Source organism: Schlesneria sphaerica, assembly GCF_044336245.1.
Lineage (GTDB): Bacteria > Planctomycetota > Planctomycetia > Planctomycetales > Planctomycetaceae > Schlesneria > Schlesneria sphaerica.
The window spans coordinates 1,681,662-1,698,686 of record NZ_CP172346.1; the positions used below are offsets into that span (position 1 = coordinate 1,681,662).

The following is a 17,025-nucleotide window of genomic DNA, read 5'->3' on the forward strand; positions in this document are numbered from 1 at the left end:
AGGGACTCAGGAGACGGCGAGTTCGACCTCTTTAAAACGCTCGGGGCGCTTCTGAAATTCCGAAGCAAGCCGCTGGAGTGTTGACCAGCGGGTGATGTGGTGCGACGCCTCGAGCCTGGGCATTTCCTCGGGCAGATTCGTGAGCAGGCTTTTTCGAACCACCATCGCCCGGATTTTTCGCGTCTTCATCTCACCGACAGATTCGCAGGTGAGGGCAATGAGATACGTCGCCGTGGTGACTTGCGCTCCCATATCGGATTTCAAAAAACCGATTGCGAATTGCTCTGACAGGTCGTTGAGAATGGCGTTCAGGTAGAACCAGTTTTCCGAAGCCGGGATCGGAAGGATGGGGTCATTTCCGGTCGTCTGCCGAGCCAGTTTCTGAACCGTGTGGGCTGCGGCCAGATTGAGGAACACGTCCTCACAGCGTTTTTCACTGAGAGTGCGAATCTTCAGCGTGCCATCCTGGATCATATTCAGCGACACGTTCAACCGATCATAGAACTCTTGCTTCTTCCAGTCGGCGGATGCACGGCGATGTCCCAGATACCAGCCGATGACCATCAGCACGAGACCCGTGATTACCTTGACCGAGTGGTCTTTGACATAGTCAACGAGGGTCTGAATGACGTGATCCACGGAATGCACCCTGAGTATGGTCGCGCTGCACTGATTGAAATTGAAAATGACTGCCTCCCGCGGTTTGCACGGTGGATGCAGTCATCCTGTCAGTGAGACAACAGATCTCGTCACTGCGTTCGGTTTGTTATTGCAGAGAGTTCGGCAGCGACTTGACACATCGGACGTGCGAGGTCTGCAGGTTTGAGGATCGTGGTGCTGTACCCCGATCCTCAAACGGATTCGGCGAACTCGATGAGTAACAAAGTTCTGGCCCTGGTCCAGCAACCGGGTGTCAGGAAAGAATGCCGGTCACTGCATCGGCGTTGACCATCTCTCGCGGCTGGTTCAAGTGGTTATAGACCATTCGACGTGGATTCATCCCGACGCTATGGTAAATCGTGGCGAGCAGTTCGATCGGATGAACGGGGTTTTCCACAGGAGCCGAAGCGGTCTGGTCAGACTTGCCCCAGACGAATCCTCGTTTGACCCCGGCCCCGGCCATGATGCCGGTGTAGCAGTAAGGCCAGTGATCACGTCCGTCGTCAGTGTTCCCATTGCCCGAGGTGCTGACACCTCGTTTGGGGCTGCGTCCGAATTCGCCAATCGCGAGAACGAGAGTATCCTGAAGCATTCCACGATCATCCAGATCTGCAATCAGTGACGATAGCCCGGCATCCAGCATGGGTCCCGACTGATTCTTCATTCGGGCGGAAAGTCCCGCATGAACGTCGAACGAATGATTGTCTGAGTTCGCAACTTTTGGCCAGTTCACCTGGACAACGCGCGTCCCTGCTTCAATCAGCCGGCGGGCGAGCAGACAACTTTGCCCAAATGTGTTCCTGCCGTACTTGTCCCGTAAGGCATCGGTTTCGGCGGAAAGGTTGAACGCTTCACGTGCCTGGCCTGACAGAACCAGCGACAGAGCCTTGCCGTAATATTCATCCAGTGCATATTTGCTGACGGCCTTATCGAGGTCGTCCAGGCTGGCATTGACCGTTTCACGCAGGCTGGCTCGGCGGGCCAGACGATCCTGGGGCACTTCGGGACGAAGCTGCAAATCGTCCACTCGAATGCGATCCATCTTCGACATATCCATGTCGTCGCCGGTCGGATAGAGCGTGTACGGATCGAAGGCACGGCCCATGAAGCCCGCAGTTCCCCCCTTGCCGATCACATTACTTTCCTGCAGAGGCCGAGGCATCATCACGAACGGCAGCATCGGAACTTCCGGTGGGCGAGCCTTGATGACGTGGCAGCCCCAGTTCGGGAAGTCCTTGGGGCTCGGTGGTTCCAACTGTCCTGAAGGACTGACCTTATCGGCCGTATAGCCGGTCATCATCTGATAGATTGCGGCGGTGTGGTTAAACAGTCCGTTGGGTGAGTAACTGACAGCGCGCAACAACGTTGTTTTGTCGAGTTCCTGAGCCAGCTTGGGCATCAACTCGGTGAACTGAACGCCAGGCAATCTGGTGTCGATCGGCCCAAAGACACTTTTGACGTTGTCAGGAACATCGGTCTTCGGATCCCACAGGTCGAGGTGACTTGGTCCCCCCTGCAGATAGACCAGAATGACATGCTTTGCTTTGCCGTATCCCACACCGCCGTAGCGTGCTTCTTCCGCAGCTTGAACTTTCTCATGCTTCAGCAGACTGGGCAGTGAAAGGCCCATCAGCGACGCACCACCGACTCTCAGCAACTCCCGACGACTGTATCCATCGCAATTGTCTTTACCGTATTGGCCGGGAATCACAAACATGCTGGTCGCTCCCTGTTTGACGAACGAGGCTTTCAGTCACGCGGGCCTTATGGCGATCGAATCCTGCCCAGGAATACATCGGCAAAAGTCAGTGTGTTCAATTCCTTATACTGGTGATAAGAAACATCTGTCAATGACTTGCTGGGGTCAGGCAGCCTGTGAGTCCCTGGCATGCACCCTTCCTGGAACGATTGATTTCTCACTCAAAAGTCCGAAATTTTGCCCATCGGTTGCGGTCTCGCTGCACGAGGGCGACAATCCTAAGTTGCCACACAAGGGCGATTTATGAGCGGCGTTACGATTTCATCAGCGGCAATTCGACAGTTCGTGTTCGCGGTGCTGGTCGGTCTCTTCGGGACTCAGAACAGCCACCTCATCTGCCCAACTTCTGTCTTCGCTCAGATTCTCGACCCCCCTCCGCCGCGGTTGGCAATCCAGCCCGAACCGGTCAAAAAGCCCGGTGAAAGGCGGGGTAGCTCAACCACCTTCAGCCTTGATCGACACCAATCAGCCGTCCAATGTGCCGATGCAATTGAGTTATCTCTGGAACGGAAAGAATATCACGCAGTGTTTCCGTTGCTGGAGACCCTGCTCTCGGAACCCACGACGTTCGTCCCGATTTCTTCTTATTCAGACGTCACTGCGGCAGAGTATGTAAGACGTGTGCTGGAGCAGATTCCGCCCGAGGCACGAGCGAGATTTGAAGCACAGCGGCGTGTCGCAGCCAGTGAAATCTGGGACCGCGCGAAGCACTCCGGTCGTGAGGAAATCGCTCGCTTTCTCAGAGATTTCCCCGAGTCCCCCCTGGCTGTCGAAGCGTGGTGGCAGCTTGGACTTCATGAGCGGGATCTTGGACACGTTCGCCGTGCGGCCGCGGCGTTCAGAAGGGTGGCAGAGCATCCTCAAGTGAGTTTGCCCCTTCGCGTCACGGCACTTATTGCGGCGACGGAGTCCCTGACCCACACATCCATGATGAACGAGGATGCGGCCCGAGAACGGCGGTTACTGGCTGAGCGACTTTCTGCACTGGATGGCAATTTCAAGCTGGAAATCGCTGGTCGCGTTATCACGCTTGCTGAATGGCGAATGCAACAGGATCTTGCTGCGTCCCCCTCTGGACACCAGTCCCCGGCAACCTCTCAGGAGGTGGGCGCTACCGCACAGCGGTGGCAGAAACACCGGCCGGTGCTTCTGCCCATCTGGCGACATGACCTGCCGAATGCTCCGCAGACCAGTCTGGAAAAGCTGGTGAAAGTTCTACCTGATCCGTCGGCACGACCTGTCTTGATTACCGCTCCCCTGATCTGCGGCTCTCAGGCCATTGTGCGCACGACGCAGGAGATTCACTCGTTTGATATCCCCTCCGGTCAGGCACAATGGTCGATTCCCAATACGGAATTCCTGAACATCGGCAAGAGAATTTTTGAAAGCACTGCTTATCGATCGGTTGCGATTGAGTGGGCACAGCGACGCACCCAGGCCGATTCCCTGTTCAGTCGAATGACAACTGACGGATTGCATCTGTTCGTCATCCAGGAACCGGACCGTTCGAGTGAATTCCGAATGGAGAGTGATCGCTCGCGCGGCCTTCCCCGATTGGGGCCGCAGTACAATCAGCTTTGCAGCTACCATCTGACGTCCGGGGAGCTCAACTGGGAGATCGGCGGCCCGGTCTCTGAACCCCGGCAAGAGTTGGGGCAGGAGTTGGAAGGATACTGCTTTCTGAGTGCGCCGCTCGTCCTTGACGGCGACCTTTTCGTCATCGGACAGCGTGATTCAGATCTCGAACTGCTGTCCCTGTCCATTGGCACAGGGGAACTGAACTGGAGACTTCCGCTCGGCACGGCCGCTCGGCCGATCGACGAAGACCTGCAGCGGTCACGCACGGCCTGTCCGATTGTCTGGCATGAGGGCCTGTTGCTCTGCTCAACAAGTTCCGGCAGCATCGTCGCTGTCGATCCTGCGATGAGGTCCATAAAATGGAGTTACCGGTATCCTGCCATCACCATCCTCGCGGGCGATATGGCCCAGATGACACGACGGGCCGGACGCGTGAATCTGATTGAACCCTGGTGGGAAACGTGGCGTGAACCTTTTCTTGCCGTCGCACAGTCGATCCCGCAGGAATCAGGCCCGAACACACAGAACGAGTCCTCGTCCCCTCCCCCGGAATCCGTGCTGTTGTTCGCCTCACCAGAGACAGACAAGTTGCATGCCATTCGCCTTCCTCACGGTCAACCACTTTGGCAGATCGATCGCCAGGACGGGTTAGCCGTGATCGGGATCACTGATCAGAGAGTGATCATCACCGAAGACATGCGCGTCCGGGCGCACGACATCGGTTCAGGAGAACTCGCCTGGGCCACCCCCATCGAGCAGGTCAGCGGTCCAGCCGTCTTGAACGGATCACTGCTGGTGATTCCCGTGCAGTCGGGCGGTGCATCCGTCCTCAATGCGATCGACGGCACGGTTCTCAATGAAGCGGGGGCCAGTGACGTGCCGCTCGGAATCCTCGCCGAAACTGAACATGGCTGGATTGCCTTCAACCGACAATCCGTCTCTCTGCTCCCTCAGTTAGATGACATTCGACAGTCGATCGCCCTGGAACTGAAACAAGACCCTGATAACGAGTCTCTGCGAGTTCGGGCGGCACTCCTGGACCTCCAGGCAGGAAATGTAGAACTGGCCCGCGAACATCTGGTCGGGCTGACATCGACCCCGGCACGCAATCTTCGCCGACAAGCTCTGATTGCAGCGTTGGAAAGTAGTCCAACCGCAACCAGTGAAGTCAGTCGCACCAGTCTGGCGCGCGAACTGAACGAACTGGCCGACAACTCGGACTACAGGTTTGCAGCCGCCGCTTCGATCGGCATGTCTGCACTTGCGGTGAACGACTTTGCAGACACCGTCGACGCCTGCCTGGACGGACTCGCCGCAAATCTGGCTCATCATGATCAACTGGTCAAACGGCAGACCACTCACGTCCGTAAGGACCGTGTCTTGCTGGGTCTGATTGATGAAGCGTACCGGCGTGCCCCACCCTCCGACCGCAACGAACTGGACCGACTGTTTCAATCACGAGTGAACCAGGCACGGAACAGCCGAGACCGACTGGCACTTCAGGAACTCTGGACGCAGTGGCGAGGACTCGACTGGAGCCGTCAGCTCATCATTTCAGACCAGGATAAAATCCTTCGCAAACGCCCGCTCGTCGAACAGGACTTGCGGCTGCGGGACGCGGCGGGCAGTGATGATCCTTCCATCGCCTCTCAGGCGTTTCAGAGACTGGCTGAAAAGCTGGAACGACAGGGGCTTCATCGGGAAGCGGAGGCAGTCCGTCGGCAGGCCCAGATTGAACAAGAGTCGCGGGAACTCTCGTCGTCCGCAGAGACTTCGGCGACTCCGCCAGAGATCGAGCGAGAAGGGACACCTCAAGACCAATCCATTGCTGTTGCGGTTCGCGGGACTTCGAGCGAACTCCAGACGCACTGGCCCAGTTCGAAGCCAAAGATCAAATCACGCAATGATCGCAACTTCGGAATTTATGCTCCGACCATCCCTCTTCATTCCGAACCAGGAAGTCTCACCGAACGACTCGACGTGTCGATCGATCGTACGGGAGACGAGGTCTACATTCGGGGAGGCGCGTTCTTCCAGACAGGTCAAGACGAAGAAAACGAACGTCGCTTGAACCTCCCTAAATCGTCATCTCCCTTCCGGGGGCCCGGTGGTCACATGCTGCGCGAGGGCTGGGGAATTGGACGGATTGTCGTACTGCTGATTGGCAGCGAACTGTTCGGGGTTTCGCTTGTGGATGAACAGGGCGAACCCAACTCGCAATTCCTGTGGGCCAACCCGATTGACCTCGAAATCCCCGTCGGCGAAACAGAAGAAGCACCGTCCTCAAAGGGGATCTACTCACCTCGACAGACAGTCAGAGCCCTCAACGGACCACCGCTCATTGAAATTGGCCCCGTCCGTGCGGGCTATCTCTGTTACCACCAGCGAAAACGGCTGACCGCAGTCGACACCGAGACAGGCCGCAGCCTGTGGCAGCGCTACGATGTCCCGGTCGACGCGGCTATCCTTGGCGATGACCAGCGGGTTTTCGTGTGGCATCAGACGGGCCGAGTGGACGAACTCAGCGCGATTGACGGCCGGAGTCTGGCACAGCGCGAACTAACGGCATCGCCTCAAGACCTGCTGCTACAGCAGGGATCACTGGCCTGGACCGCCCGTCGCGGAGCCACCACCCAAGTCAGCCTTCATGATCTCAGGTCGGGTGAATGCATCTGGACTCGAACTGACCCGGCCGAAGCTCTGGTGGCCGTCCTGGATGAGTCAACGCTCGCAGTCGTCACCCCCGAGAAGCTGTTGTATATCCTGGACGCCAGGACTGCTGAACTGCGCTTTGCCCCCTTGAGTGTAAAATCTGACGCCGTTGAGGAGATCGCGACGAGCTTTGATTCGGATCACTGGTACGTCGCCATGTCTCGTCCGGTCCCGAATCTGGAGGGGCTGAAAGGGATCCAGCCGAGAGAGTCTTATCGGACACGGTTCGTGAATGGCCCGCTTTATGCTGTGAAGCGAGCGGACGGGCAGATTGTGTGGCAACGAGACCTGAAGAATGAACCATTCGCATTAGAAGTTTCCCGATCCGCGCCGGTTCTGGTGCAGGCCTGGAAACTCCCTCCCGCAGGCATCAACAACGCGAGCGAAGGGGTGTTCAAGATCACCGACAAGCTAACCGGGAAAATCCTGATGGAACGCAGAAGTATGGATGTGCTCCCATATTTCCTGTTGAATCCGGATCCTCAACAAGGCATGCTGGAAATCAAGCTGACGCAAGAAACCATCACCGTGGATTATTCATCCGACATCAGTTCTGACGGACGCGATTCCCCGAAAACTCAGGAGACAAAGCCACTTAAGAATCAGTGACAGGGAGAGTACGGTTCCCTCACCAGGAGCGCACGGTCCCTGTCTGTGGGACGAAACACGTCCTCATTTCTAAAAGCGATAATCTTCGTTTTCGTCGAACACCCTCCACTACAATAAGGTATCAACGCGGCAACTCGTCAGGCGGGATCCTCACATGCAAAACACTGATCGTTCCGTCGTCTACTGGAATGAGAACGTGACCCTCCGGCGGTTCATGTTCGTTTCGGCACTCTTTCTCGGCTGGCTTTGTTGTGACTTGGTCGCGCACGCTCTTTCAGGTCCCGGCAGTCTTGAAGCGGATGTCTGGGAATCGGTGCAGCAGGCCAGCGGCTTCACCATTCCGCAAAGCGTCTTGAAGTGGCTTCCGGAAGACTCCTGGCGACTGCATCTCTACACCGCCTACTCACTTCCTGCACTCGGGCTGGTCGCGCTGATCCTGCTGGACCGGCTGGTCAATCAGGGAAAAACCGGCCTGCCCTGGGGAATTACGTTTTGCGGTGGCATCTTCATCGTGGGAGGTGCGATTCTCGACATCGCCGTCACGGTGGCCCATAGCCCCGATCTGGAACTGGAGGGAAACCCGTATATCCGTATTCTACTGGACTCGCAGCATTCGCTCACGTTCGTCTACATGCACGCACTGTTCACACAGTCACTCTACATTACTCTGTTCTGCGGACTGTGGATCGGCTTTCTGCGACATCGACAGATTCTTGTCGAGACCATCTCCGCCTCGTCACCGCGCAACTGGATCGAGTTCCTGAAGGCAGCGACGGGGGGATCTCACCTGTCGATTCGGCAGTGGTTGCTCCCCATCCGCCCGTCCGAGGCTCCAATTGTTTATCACTGCGTCTGGTTGACCGCCCTGCCCATCGTCTTTGGCGTCAGTCTGCTCAGATGGTACGCCGCAATGGAGTGGTTCGGGTTCGTAGAACCGACGCTCTCGACCCGCTTCTACGTCGTGCTCCACGGCGTCGTCAGCACGCTGGTGCTTTATCTGCTCGCCCTGTGGCGATTGTACCGCCTGTCATTGAATGGCCCGCAAGAGTCCAACTCCCTGGAGATTTAGGGCTCGCACCAAAATCGACTGCAGCCTCAGCGATGCCAGGGACAATATTGCCGCCAGGCTCGGGATTTTTGCTGGTCGAGAGCCCCGGATCGGACGGTGATTTCCGGAAGTGGCAACTTGATACGGGCGTTCAAATTTGCCGCAGCGTTTACGCCAAATCGCCTTCTGCGGCGCGTCACCGACAGACCCATTCAGAGCTGAGTCAGGATTTATTTCAACAAGAACGAGTGGCGCAGGAATTGCTAATGAAATTCTTGTCGAAATGCGATAAGCAATGAGACAACTGCCTCGCGGCAGCGAAATATTCTTCCCATGCGTGATTACTAGGGTTCGTTTTTCCCGGCATCGTTATCCACCCCAGACGCATGGTGCTCCTGCAAGAAAAATTTTTTCTTGCAGGAGTCTTTTTTTTCCACGAAGAACCGGGCGTTCGTTGGCGCATTCCCCGACCTACTGAGTCCCCCGTGGAATCAACTGTTCACTGGACGGGGTGTCACGACAGCGGCAGCGCGCTCCACTTCCACATGGGGCACCGGAACGCGCTTCAACAGCACCAGCGCCAGTGCCCGGAAAGCTGTCGAAGCGACGAAGACCCACAGGTACGACGCCGCACAGATCCCCAGACCATTGAGAATCACGGCCCCAATGAGAGACCCCACCACCAGTGCCACGCTGTTGGCAACATTGTACAGCGTCAGCAGACTCGTCCGCTCGGACTCATGGATGGTTTCGAAGAACAAGAGCACCAGGGCCAGTTCGTACGCCCCCCAGGCGGTTCCTGCAATCAGTTGAAGCACGAACAGCCAGACGTAGTTGGAACTGAGGCACCATCCTCCCGCCAGAGGAATCAGACCCAGCGATCCGATCCACAGCAGTCGATGAGCCCCCGTGCGGTGAGCGATCCGTCCCCACAAGCGAAGGGTCAAAAACTTGGCAACGTACGAAGCACCGATCAGAATGGCATAGTGATGGTACTGGAAATTCAGTTCCTTCAGCATGTAAGGAACGAAGAACGGACCTGCGACGAAGACGCCCACCTGCATGCCGACGGCGAAAACAAGCAGCCGACCTGACGACCCACGTGAAAACCGTTCCCATTGCTCGCCCAGCGAAAGAAACCGCATTTCTGCCGGAATCGGAGCCGGTTCACTCTGGCACATCAGACAGAGTGTAGAGACCAGACGACAAACCAGAGCGATGCCGAACAAGATGGCGAAAACAGGAACGTCGACACCGTGCGCTCGTGCCCACTGCAATGCGAATCCGCCACCGAGGAACCCGGCCAGGGTCGTTGCCTGGCAGAGTCGCGCCCGACGTGCGAAAAATTTGGCTCGGATATCCCGAGGAATAATCGTCCCTTGCCACGTATTCCACGCCGGTCCCGCTCCCAAACTGGTGGCCCAGTAGAGTGAGGTGACCGCGAGAATGGCGGAGTGGGAAATTGTCCCCGTCGATGCGGCAATAATCAGTGGCAGGAAGCAGAGTGCCTGAATCCCGGCACACGCCGCGACCCACCATTTGTGCGAGCGGATCAAACGAATCGCAGCGGGCGACACCAACTGCAGCAGACTACCGACGAGCTGTGGCACCGTCGCGATGAGAGCCGCAAACACTTCTCCCATCCCGATCGCCAGGACGAAGGCCTGCAGATAGGTCTCACCAATCCCCACCATGACGCCGTAGGACGAACCGTCACCGATGCTCAGTTGCAGGTTCCGCTTCAGGCCCAGTCCGTTCGTGGCCATTTCGATGGCAGAAGGAGCCACTTCGCGATCGACGGGTGCCTCGATCGGAGCAGCGTCACCAGCTTCATTCGAGCGGACGCCGGGAATTGCCAGCGGCGCAGCGACCGCAGTCGTCGCCGATGGGGATGACGTTGTGAATCCTCCCCGGGATCGCAGGGAAGGGGTTTCATCCGGGGACGAGGCGGGATTGAATCGGGGGGAGATTGAACCGCGAGGCCGATTGTGCTTTTTTACAAGCGAGATCAAGGGGTTTCCAGTGCTGAAATTTATCTGACCCCCACGAGTGTCTCCGTTACATCCATGTACCCGGAAGTCTGAGAGAGAGGGTCACCTGTCGGCCGATCAACCTGACCTGGTTTTATCGGACGTTGAGAGCTTCGGCTGAGCAAAAACGTTGCCATCGATTTAGCAATCGTCGGCGGGCCGTTTTCCAGCTGAATTTAATGAGCCACTTTGCAGTCTGTTACATGGGCTTGCTGGCCGATCTGGCGGGTCAATAGCGTTACTGCCTACTATCATAGCATGTCCACCGAAAAACACCTCGTGATGATGAGGAATGTTTTACTGAAAATTTTGAGCTCCCCGGTCGTCTCGCAACTCTCAATTTGCCAAGCACTACAAGCGGCTTTTCTCCGGTGGGCACGGTCCCATTTCCGCGATTGACCGCCCCTCGCCTTCGTCTGGTTAATAACCGATCGGCACAGCGGATATACGATGCAGAGGACCGACAAGGAGAACTTAGGACCCACTTCCTGTAGAATGCGGTGACTCGAAAAACGCCTCCGAGCCTGCTCTCAGGAGAACTTGACTGTGATCAAAGTGAATATAAATCTAATCCAACGGATTCGACCTTTCCGGGGCACGTGCCAGAGAGCTGGATCACGCTCGCTCCGCAGGAACCACCGCCGTTCCTCCATCCCTTTCGGCCGCGCCGCCAAGGTCATTTCGGCGGGACTCGTGTCGGCAATCTGGCTGGGGTTCGCTCCGCTGGCCAGCGGGGCAGAGATTTCCGATCCCGGCTCTCAGGGTTACCGTAACCTGCGAACACATTCGTACCTGCCTGCCGATTTCGACGAGGAGGTATTCGACGCATTGTGGAAGGCCTGGCCAGAACCTGAGCGTTCGAAAGCGGCCAGCGCGGATCCAGTGGAACGTCGAAAACTGACATTCTCCTACTACGGCCTGACTCTGGATCCGGACGACGCAACCGGCCGAAAACCCCTGGGATACCGCGTCGACGAACAGGGAAACTGGACGATGACCTGCCTCGCCTGCCACGGCGGCAAAGTCGCGGGTGTCCCTTACGCAGGCTTGCCGAATTCCCACATTGCCCTGCAGACGCTGACGGAGGACGTGCGCGCCACCAAACTGCAGTTAGGTAAAGCCCTCGCACACCTCGATCTCGGCTCGCTGCAGATGCCCCTGAACACCACCGACGGGACAACCAATTCCGTCATCTTTGGGATCGCGCTGGGAGCCTTTCGGAACCCGGACATGTCGGTGGACCTGACACGCAAACTTCCTCGCCTGGAGCACCATGACGTGGATGCTCCGCCGTTCTGGAACGTCCGCAAGAAAGAGTCGCTCTACGCCGACGGATTCGCACCCAAGACAGCGCGACCTCTGATGCAGTTTATCCTGATTCCCCGGGTTTCCCCGCAGCAGCTCACGGAATGGGAGCCGGAATTTGAAGAGATCCTCGCCTGGATCGAGTCGCTCTCCCCCCCGAAATACCCCTTCGCCATCGATGAAAACCTGGCGCAGCAAGGGGCAGCCGTCTTCCGGGAAAATTGCTCGCAGTGTCATGGAACCTACGGAAACGACGCTCGATATGTGCAGACGATTGTCCCGATTGACGAAATCGGCACGGATCCGCTGCGATTGAACGCGTTGACGCCGGAGCACCGTTCCTGGATGAAGCAAGGCTGGCTGAGCCGATTCGGAGCGGATCCCGTCGAAACCGATCCCGTTGGCTATGTGGCCCCTCCTCTGGATGGAATCTGGGCTAGTGCGCCTTATTTACATAATGGCTCTGTCCCAACTTTGTGGCACATCCTGAATCCCGAGTCTCGTCCGCAGATCTGGAAAAGGACGGAGAATGGGTATGATGAGGAACGCGTTGGCCTGGAGGCGACCGACTTCGCCGAAATCCCGGCGGCAGACACCCTTCCCGCCCGAAAGAGAAGGTATTTCGACACGCGTTTACCGGGGAAAAGCCCTCAGGGTCATCTCTTCCCGAATCGGCTGAATTCCGAAGAGAAGCGGGCCGTTCTTGAATATCTCAAGACGCTTTAAGGGTTGGATCGAGTGAAATCGAGTGACAATCGGAAGATATGGCCACAAAAGTTCACACCAACGGTTGAAGGGAATGCGTGAAGTCGTTAAATTTCCCGTTCCCCAAAAACTTGGGTCGGTGTCTGTGTTGAATTTGTGAATCTGGGTGAAGGTTGTAGTTGTGATTGCTCCTGGCACGACATTTCTAAAAGCTTCCGATCGTAGTCCCAGCGGGAATCATCAAGCCAAGTGGTTTGTGGTTGACGCCGAAGGTATGACGGTTGGTCGTCTGGCGACAAGGTTGGCGACGGTTCTGATGGGCAAGCATCGCCCCGATTACACGCCACACGTCGACACCGGTGACTATGTCATCGTTGTGAACGCGGACAAGATTCGCTTCACCGGCGGTCGGATGGCGCACGGCGAGCATCCGCACTACACTACCAAGATGTCAAAGAAGAGCTACGTCTGGTTTACCGGATGGCCCAGCGGTCAGCGCACCATTCCTGCGATCGACCTGTGGGAAAAGAACCCAACCGAGATCCTGCGTCTCGCCGTCAAGCGAATGCTCCCCAAGAACGCTCTCGCTACCCACATGCTGGCAAAGCTGAAGCTGTTCGTCGGTCCTGATCACACCCACCAGGCCCAACAACCACAACCACTGCCGTCGCATCTGCTTCCTAAATAGGGTGTCGGCATCTGTTTCGGTTACGGCCGAGTCAGGTGATCCGGTCCCGGCAGAGAACGTCAGTTTCTTCGAATACTTTCCCGTACCCTTCCGTTGAGCAAGCATACGATGGATGAAACGATTGCTGATTCCCCAGAACTGAATTTTTCGGCCACGCCTGAACCTGTGGTGGTTGCACCTGAACCGGTTGTCGTCAAGATTCACGGCAAGCTGGATCGGCAAGGGGTCGCGATCGGTACCGGTCGCCGTAAGACTTCCGTCGCCCGCGTCCGTTTGAAGCCCGGATCCGGCGCCACTTCAATCAACGGCCGCCCACTCGAAGTTTACTTCACGAACATTCGTGATCTGCAGATGATCGAAGCTCCTCTTCGTGCGACTGAAAAGCTCGGACAGGTCGACCTGTGGGTCCGCGTCAGCGGCGGTGGAACGACCGGACAGACCGGAGCCGTCGTCATGGGTATCGCTCGTGCCCTCGAAGCGATGAACCCCAGCCTGCACGGCTTGCTGAGCGAAAACGGGTTCCTCACCCGAGACAGCCGAATGGTCGAACGAAAGAAATACGGCTTCAAGAAAGCTCGTCGAAGCCCTCAGTTCTCGAAACGCTAAATCAATCGAGACCAGTCTTTCTGTTTTGACAGAACTGGTTCGACTGATCAAGAATGGCCCCGCCGGAATCATTTCCGGTCGGGGTTTTTTCGTTCTTTCACGCCATACACCAGCGAAGGGATGTCACGCCTGGACAACGATAGAATGGAATGCACCATCGCTGACCGACCCATGAAATGAATGGCCTCTGCTGACTTTGCCTCGATAAGATAGAGACCGAACAAACCCGTCGTGCGATCCAGACGAAGAACGTCACTGCCATGAAACTGACATTCAAACTCGTCTTTGCACTGATCGCCTTCATCGTGGTGATTCTGGGGATCGATGCCTATCTCTCCGTCCAGCGTGAGTCCAAGTTTCTGCGTGCCGAGCTGGAACGGAAAGCCTATCGCATCGGTAGTGCTATGAAAGAACTGGTGGCGGACGCATGGCGCCGGGAAGGGCCTGAAGTCGCACTGGCCCTGATCCAGGCCGCCAATGAGAGGGAGCGATTGCTGCTGATCCGCTGGGTGTGGCTCGACGGCCGCAGCGGAGAACGATTTCGCCCCCACGCATCGACCGAGCGTCTTGGCAAAGTTTCGTTGCGTGAGCCGGTCACGCTACAGTATCGAACGGCGGATGGAAACGAGTATCTTGTGACATACGTTTCGGTGAATGTCGACCAGCGGCCCGGAGCCCTGGAGTTGACCGAACCGCTGAGCATGACAGACCACTTCGTCCGCACTTCTCTCTACAGAAAGATCGCCCTGACGGCGATCGTTGTCGCAGGCAGCATCGGAGTCACGCTGCTGCTGGGGATCTGGCTGGTTGGTTGGCCACTGAAGCGGTTGATCGATAAGGCGCGCCGGGTCGGAGCTGGGGATCTGACCGAGCCGATCGAGCTGCGAAGTCGCGACGAACTTTCCGAACTGGCTGACACACTGAATCAGATGTGTGAAAGTCTGCTGGAATCCGAGCAGCGCATTCGGCAGGAAGCGGATGCCCGCATCGCCACCATCGAACAACTGAGACATGCAGATCGCCTGCGGACAGTCGGCCAGCTTGCCTCAGGTGTGGCTCATGAACTCGGTACACCCCTGAACGTCGTGACGGGCCGAGCGAGTCTCATCACGTCGGGACGACTCGCTCCGGACGCAATCGTCGAAAGTGCTCAGATCATTAAAGCTCAAGCGGAACGAATGGCAACGATCATTCGACATCTGCTCGATTTCTCTCGCAGCGGAAAGTCACACCGCACGCAGGTCGATCTGCAAATGATCATGCGCGAGACGTCCCAGATCCTCAACCAGCTCAGCCACAAGCATGAAGTCGATCTGGTGGTCCGAACTTCACCGGAGCCGATGATCGCGTGTGTCGATCCCGGCCAAATTCAGCAGGTGTTGACGAATCTGGTCGTCAATGCCATTCAGGCGTCAGATCCCGGGGGGCGGGTCGCCATTTCTGTGACCGAAGATCGCCGGTCGCCCCCTGCAAGTGATGCGGTACCTGCTGATTACTTTTGCATATGTGTTGACGACAATGGACATGGCATTCCCCCGGAGATCCGGGGCCGTGTCTTTGAACCGTTTGTCACCACCAAAGATGTGGGCGAGGGGACTGGCCTGGGACTCTCGATTGCTTATGGAATCGTGCGCGAGCATGGGGGCTGGATTGACGTTCAGTCCGAAGTCAGTCGAGGAAGTCAATTTCGAGTCTATCTGCCGAAGGATCATGTGAAATGCCCGGCCGAGTGATGATCGTCGACGACGACCAGAGCATGTGTGAATTGATCGAAGCGGATCTGAGTTCGCGCGGATTTTCTGCGAAGTGGACAACGTCCGCCAGCAACGCACTGCGCGAGATCGAAACCGGACCGTTCGATGTGGTCCTGACCGACCTGCAGATGCCGGGAATGAACGGGCTCTCGTTGTGCGAACGGATCGTGGCCAACCGTCCTGACATCCCCGTGATCGTCATGACCGCTTTCGGAAGTCTGGAAACCGCCGTCGCAGCCATGCGCGTGGGGGCTTATGACTTTGTCAGTAAGCCCGTAGAACTGGACATCCTTGCTCTGCGGATTGATCGCGCCATCCAGCATCGCTCACTGTCAGAGCAGGTGCGCGTGCTGAGCGATCGTGTGCAGCAATCCGGCCGATTCTCGAAACTGCTGGGGGAAAGCCCCGCGATGCAGCGGTTGTTTGAGGACCTGAGGCGCGTCTCCGGCACGGATGCGTCGGTACTCATCACCGGTGAAAGCGGCACGGGAAAAGAGCTGGTGGCGCGGGCCCTGCATGAGCAAAGCCGACGCCAGTCCAAACCGTTCGTGGCGATCAACTGTGCAGCCTTGCCCGAATCTCTGCTGGAAAGCGAACTGTTCGGTCACAAGCGAGGTGCTTTCACCGATGCCGTCTCAGACCAGCGTGGCCTGTTCGTTCAGGCCGATGGCGGAACACTGTTCCTGGATGAACTGGGAGAATTTCCCCTCACTCTTCAGCCGAAGCTGTTACGGGCTCTGGAAGAGCGAACCGTCAGACCCATTGGCAGCGAAAAGGAGATCCCTTTCGATGTTCGCCTGATCGCGGCCACCAACCGTGACCTGGAAACGGCCGTCGAAGAGAAGCGTTTCCGGGAAGATCTGTACTTTCGGGTGAACGTCATCCAGATCAAACTCCCGCCGCTGCGGGCTCGCGGCACCGACATCCTGTTACTCTCGCAGCACTACCTTCAGCAGTTCGCCAGCGCGAACGGCAAGCAGGTGGTGGGGCTCTCTGACGCCACCGCAAAGAAATTGATGGACTACTCCTGGCCGGGGAATGTTCGGGAACTGAGAAACGCGATCGAGCGAGCGGTTGCCCTGGCGCGGTTCGATCGGATTGCCGTCGATGACCTGCCTGACAAGATCCGTAACTATCAGGGTTCTCAACTGGAGCTGGGGGGAGATAATCCAAGTGAACTGCTGACGATGGAAGAGGTCGAACGACGCTACATTCGTCACGTCCTGAAAGCGACGCGAGGGAACCGGACCACGGCTGCCCAGGTCCTGGGGTTCGACCGAAAGACGCTTTACCGAAAGCTCAAGCAGATGGGGGACGACTCTCCGGAAGACGCCACGGTCTGACAATCCCTCTGGCCGATCTTGTCGGTAACCCGCACGGTTCTCCTGACAGTCAACACACGACAGCGAGCCGCATTCCTGTCGTCACCCGAGTTCAGTCAGCAAACGCTCCCATGTTCCAGGCGCGCCCCCGGGGCAGAATTCCCCGCTGGGGCACAATGCCCCGTGGCAACACGGGCCCGCGACGCCCTTTCGCCCAGTCGATCGCGGCATCCTCTTTTTCGGCATCTC

The 17,025-nt window shown here is 57.3% G+C and carries 10 protein-coding genes; 7 read left to right on the forward strand and 3 right to left on the reverse strand.

The window, feature by feature from the left end:
• Positions 1-6: 6 nt before the first annotated feature.
• Entirely contained in the window at positions 7-639 is a 633-nt protein-coding gene (locus tag ACGY09_RS06300) for a hypothetical protein (protein ID WP_397570903.1), read from the reverse strand.
• 274 nt (positions 640-913) lie between these two features.
• On the reverse strand, positions 914-2,377 hold the full coding sequence (locus ACGY09_RS06305) for a DUF1501 domain-containing protein (protein WP_397570904.1): 1,464 nt from the start codon (positions 2,375-2,377) through the stop codon (positions 914-916).
• 285 nt (positions 2,378-2,662) lie between these two features.
• Between ACGY09_RS06305 and ACGY09_RS06310 the strand changes: the two genes are divergently transcribed.
• On the forward strand, positions 2,663-7,318 hold the full coding sequence (locus ACGY09_RS06310) for a PQQ-binding-like beta-propeller repeat protein (RefSeq protein WP_397570905.1): 4,656 nt from the start codon (positions 2,663-2,665) through the stop codon (positions 7,316-7,318).
• A 154-nt stretch (positions 7,319-7,472) separates the two neighbouring features.
• Complete coding sequence (locus ACGY09_RS06315) at positions 7,473-8,387, forward strand: hypothetical protein (RefSeq protein WP_397570906.1); 915 nt, start codon at positions 7,473-7,475, stop codon at positions 8,385-8,387.
• Between the two features lie 470 nt (positions 8,388-8,857).
• Here the strand turns inward: ACGY09_RS06315 and ACGY09_RS06320 are convergent, their stop codons facing one another.
• Positions 8,858-10,378, reverse strand: coding sequence for an MFS transporter (locus ACGY09_RS06320; RefSeq protein ID WP_397570907.1), 1,521 nt, complete (start codon positions 10,376-10,378; stop codon positions 8,858-8,860).
• 711 nt (positions 10,379-11,089) lie between these two features.
• Here ACGY09_RS06320 and ACGY09_RS06325 point away from each other — a divergent pair.
• The 5 genes from ACGY09_RS06325 (at position 11,090) to ACGY09_RS06345 (ending at position 16,797) form a co-directional block, all read left to right on the forward strand.
• Positions 11,090-12,427, forward strand: coding sequence for a cytochrome c (locus ACGY09_RS06325; RefSeq protein WP_397570908.1), 1,338 nt, complete (start codon positions 11,090-11,092; stop codon positions 12,425-12,427).
• Between the two features lie 160 nt (positions 12,428-12,587).
• Complete coding sequence (rplM, locus tag ACGY09_RS06330; RefSeq protein WP_375314965.1) at positions 12,588-13,094, forward strand: 50S ribosomal protein L13; 507 nt, start codon at positions 12,588-12,590, stop codon at positions 13,092-13,094.
• A 108-nt stretch (positions 13,095-13,202) separates the two neighbouring features.
• Positions 13,203-13,700 (forward strand): 30S ribosomal protein S9, encoded by a 498-nt coding sequence (rpsI, locus tag ACGY09_RS06335; RefSeq protein ID WP_373651111.1) that lies wholly within the window; start codon positions 13,203-13,205, stop codon positions 13,698-13,700.
• A 260-nt stretch (positions 13,701-13,960) separates the two neighbouring features.
• Positions 13,961-15,433: an ATP-binding protein gene (locus tag ACGY09_RS06340; RefSeq protein ID WP_397570909.1), complete on the forward strand. Its 1,473-nt coding sequence runs from the start codon at positions 13,961-13,963 to the stop codon at positions 15,431-15,433.
• Complete coding sequence (locus ACGY09_RS06345; RefSeq protein ID WP_397570910.1) at positions 15,418-16,797, forward strand: sigma-54-dependent transcriptional regulator; 1,380 nt, start codon at positions 15,418-15,420, stop codon at positions 16,795-16,797. Before ACGY09_RS06340 ends, ACGY09_RS06345 begins: the two co-directional genes overlap by 16 nt.
• The last annotated feature ends 228 nt before the right edge of the window (positions 16,798-17,025 follow it).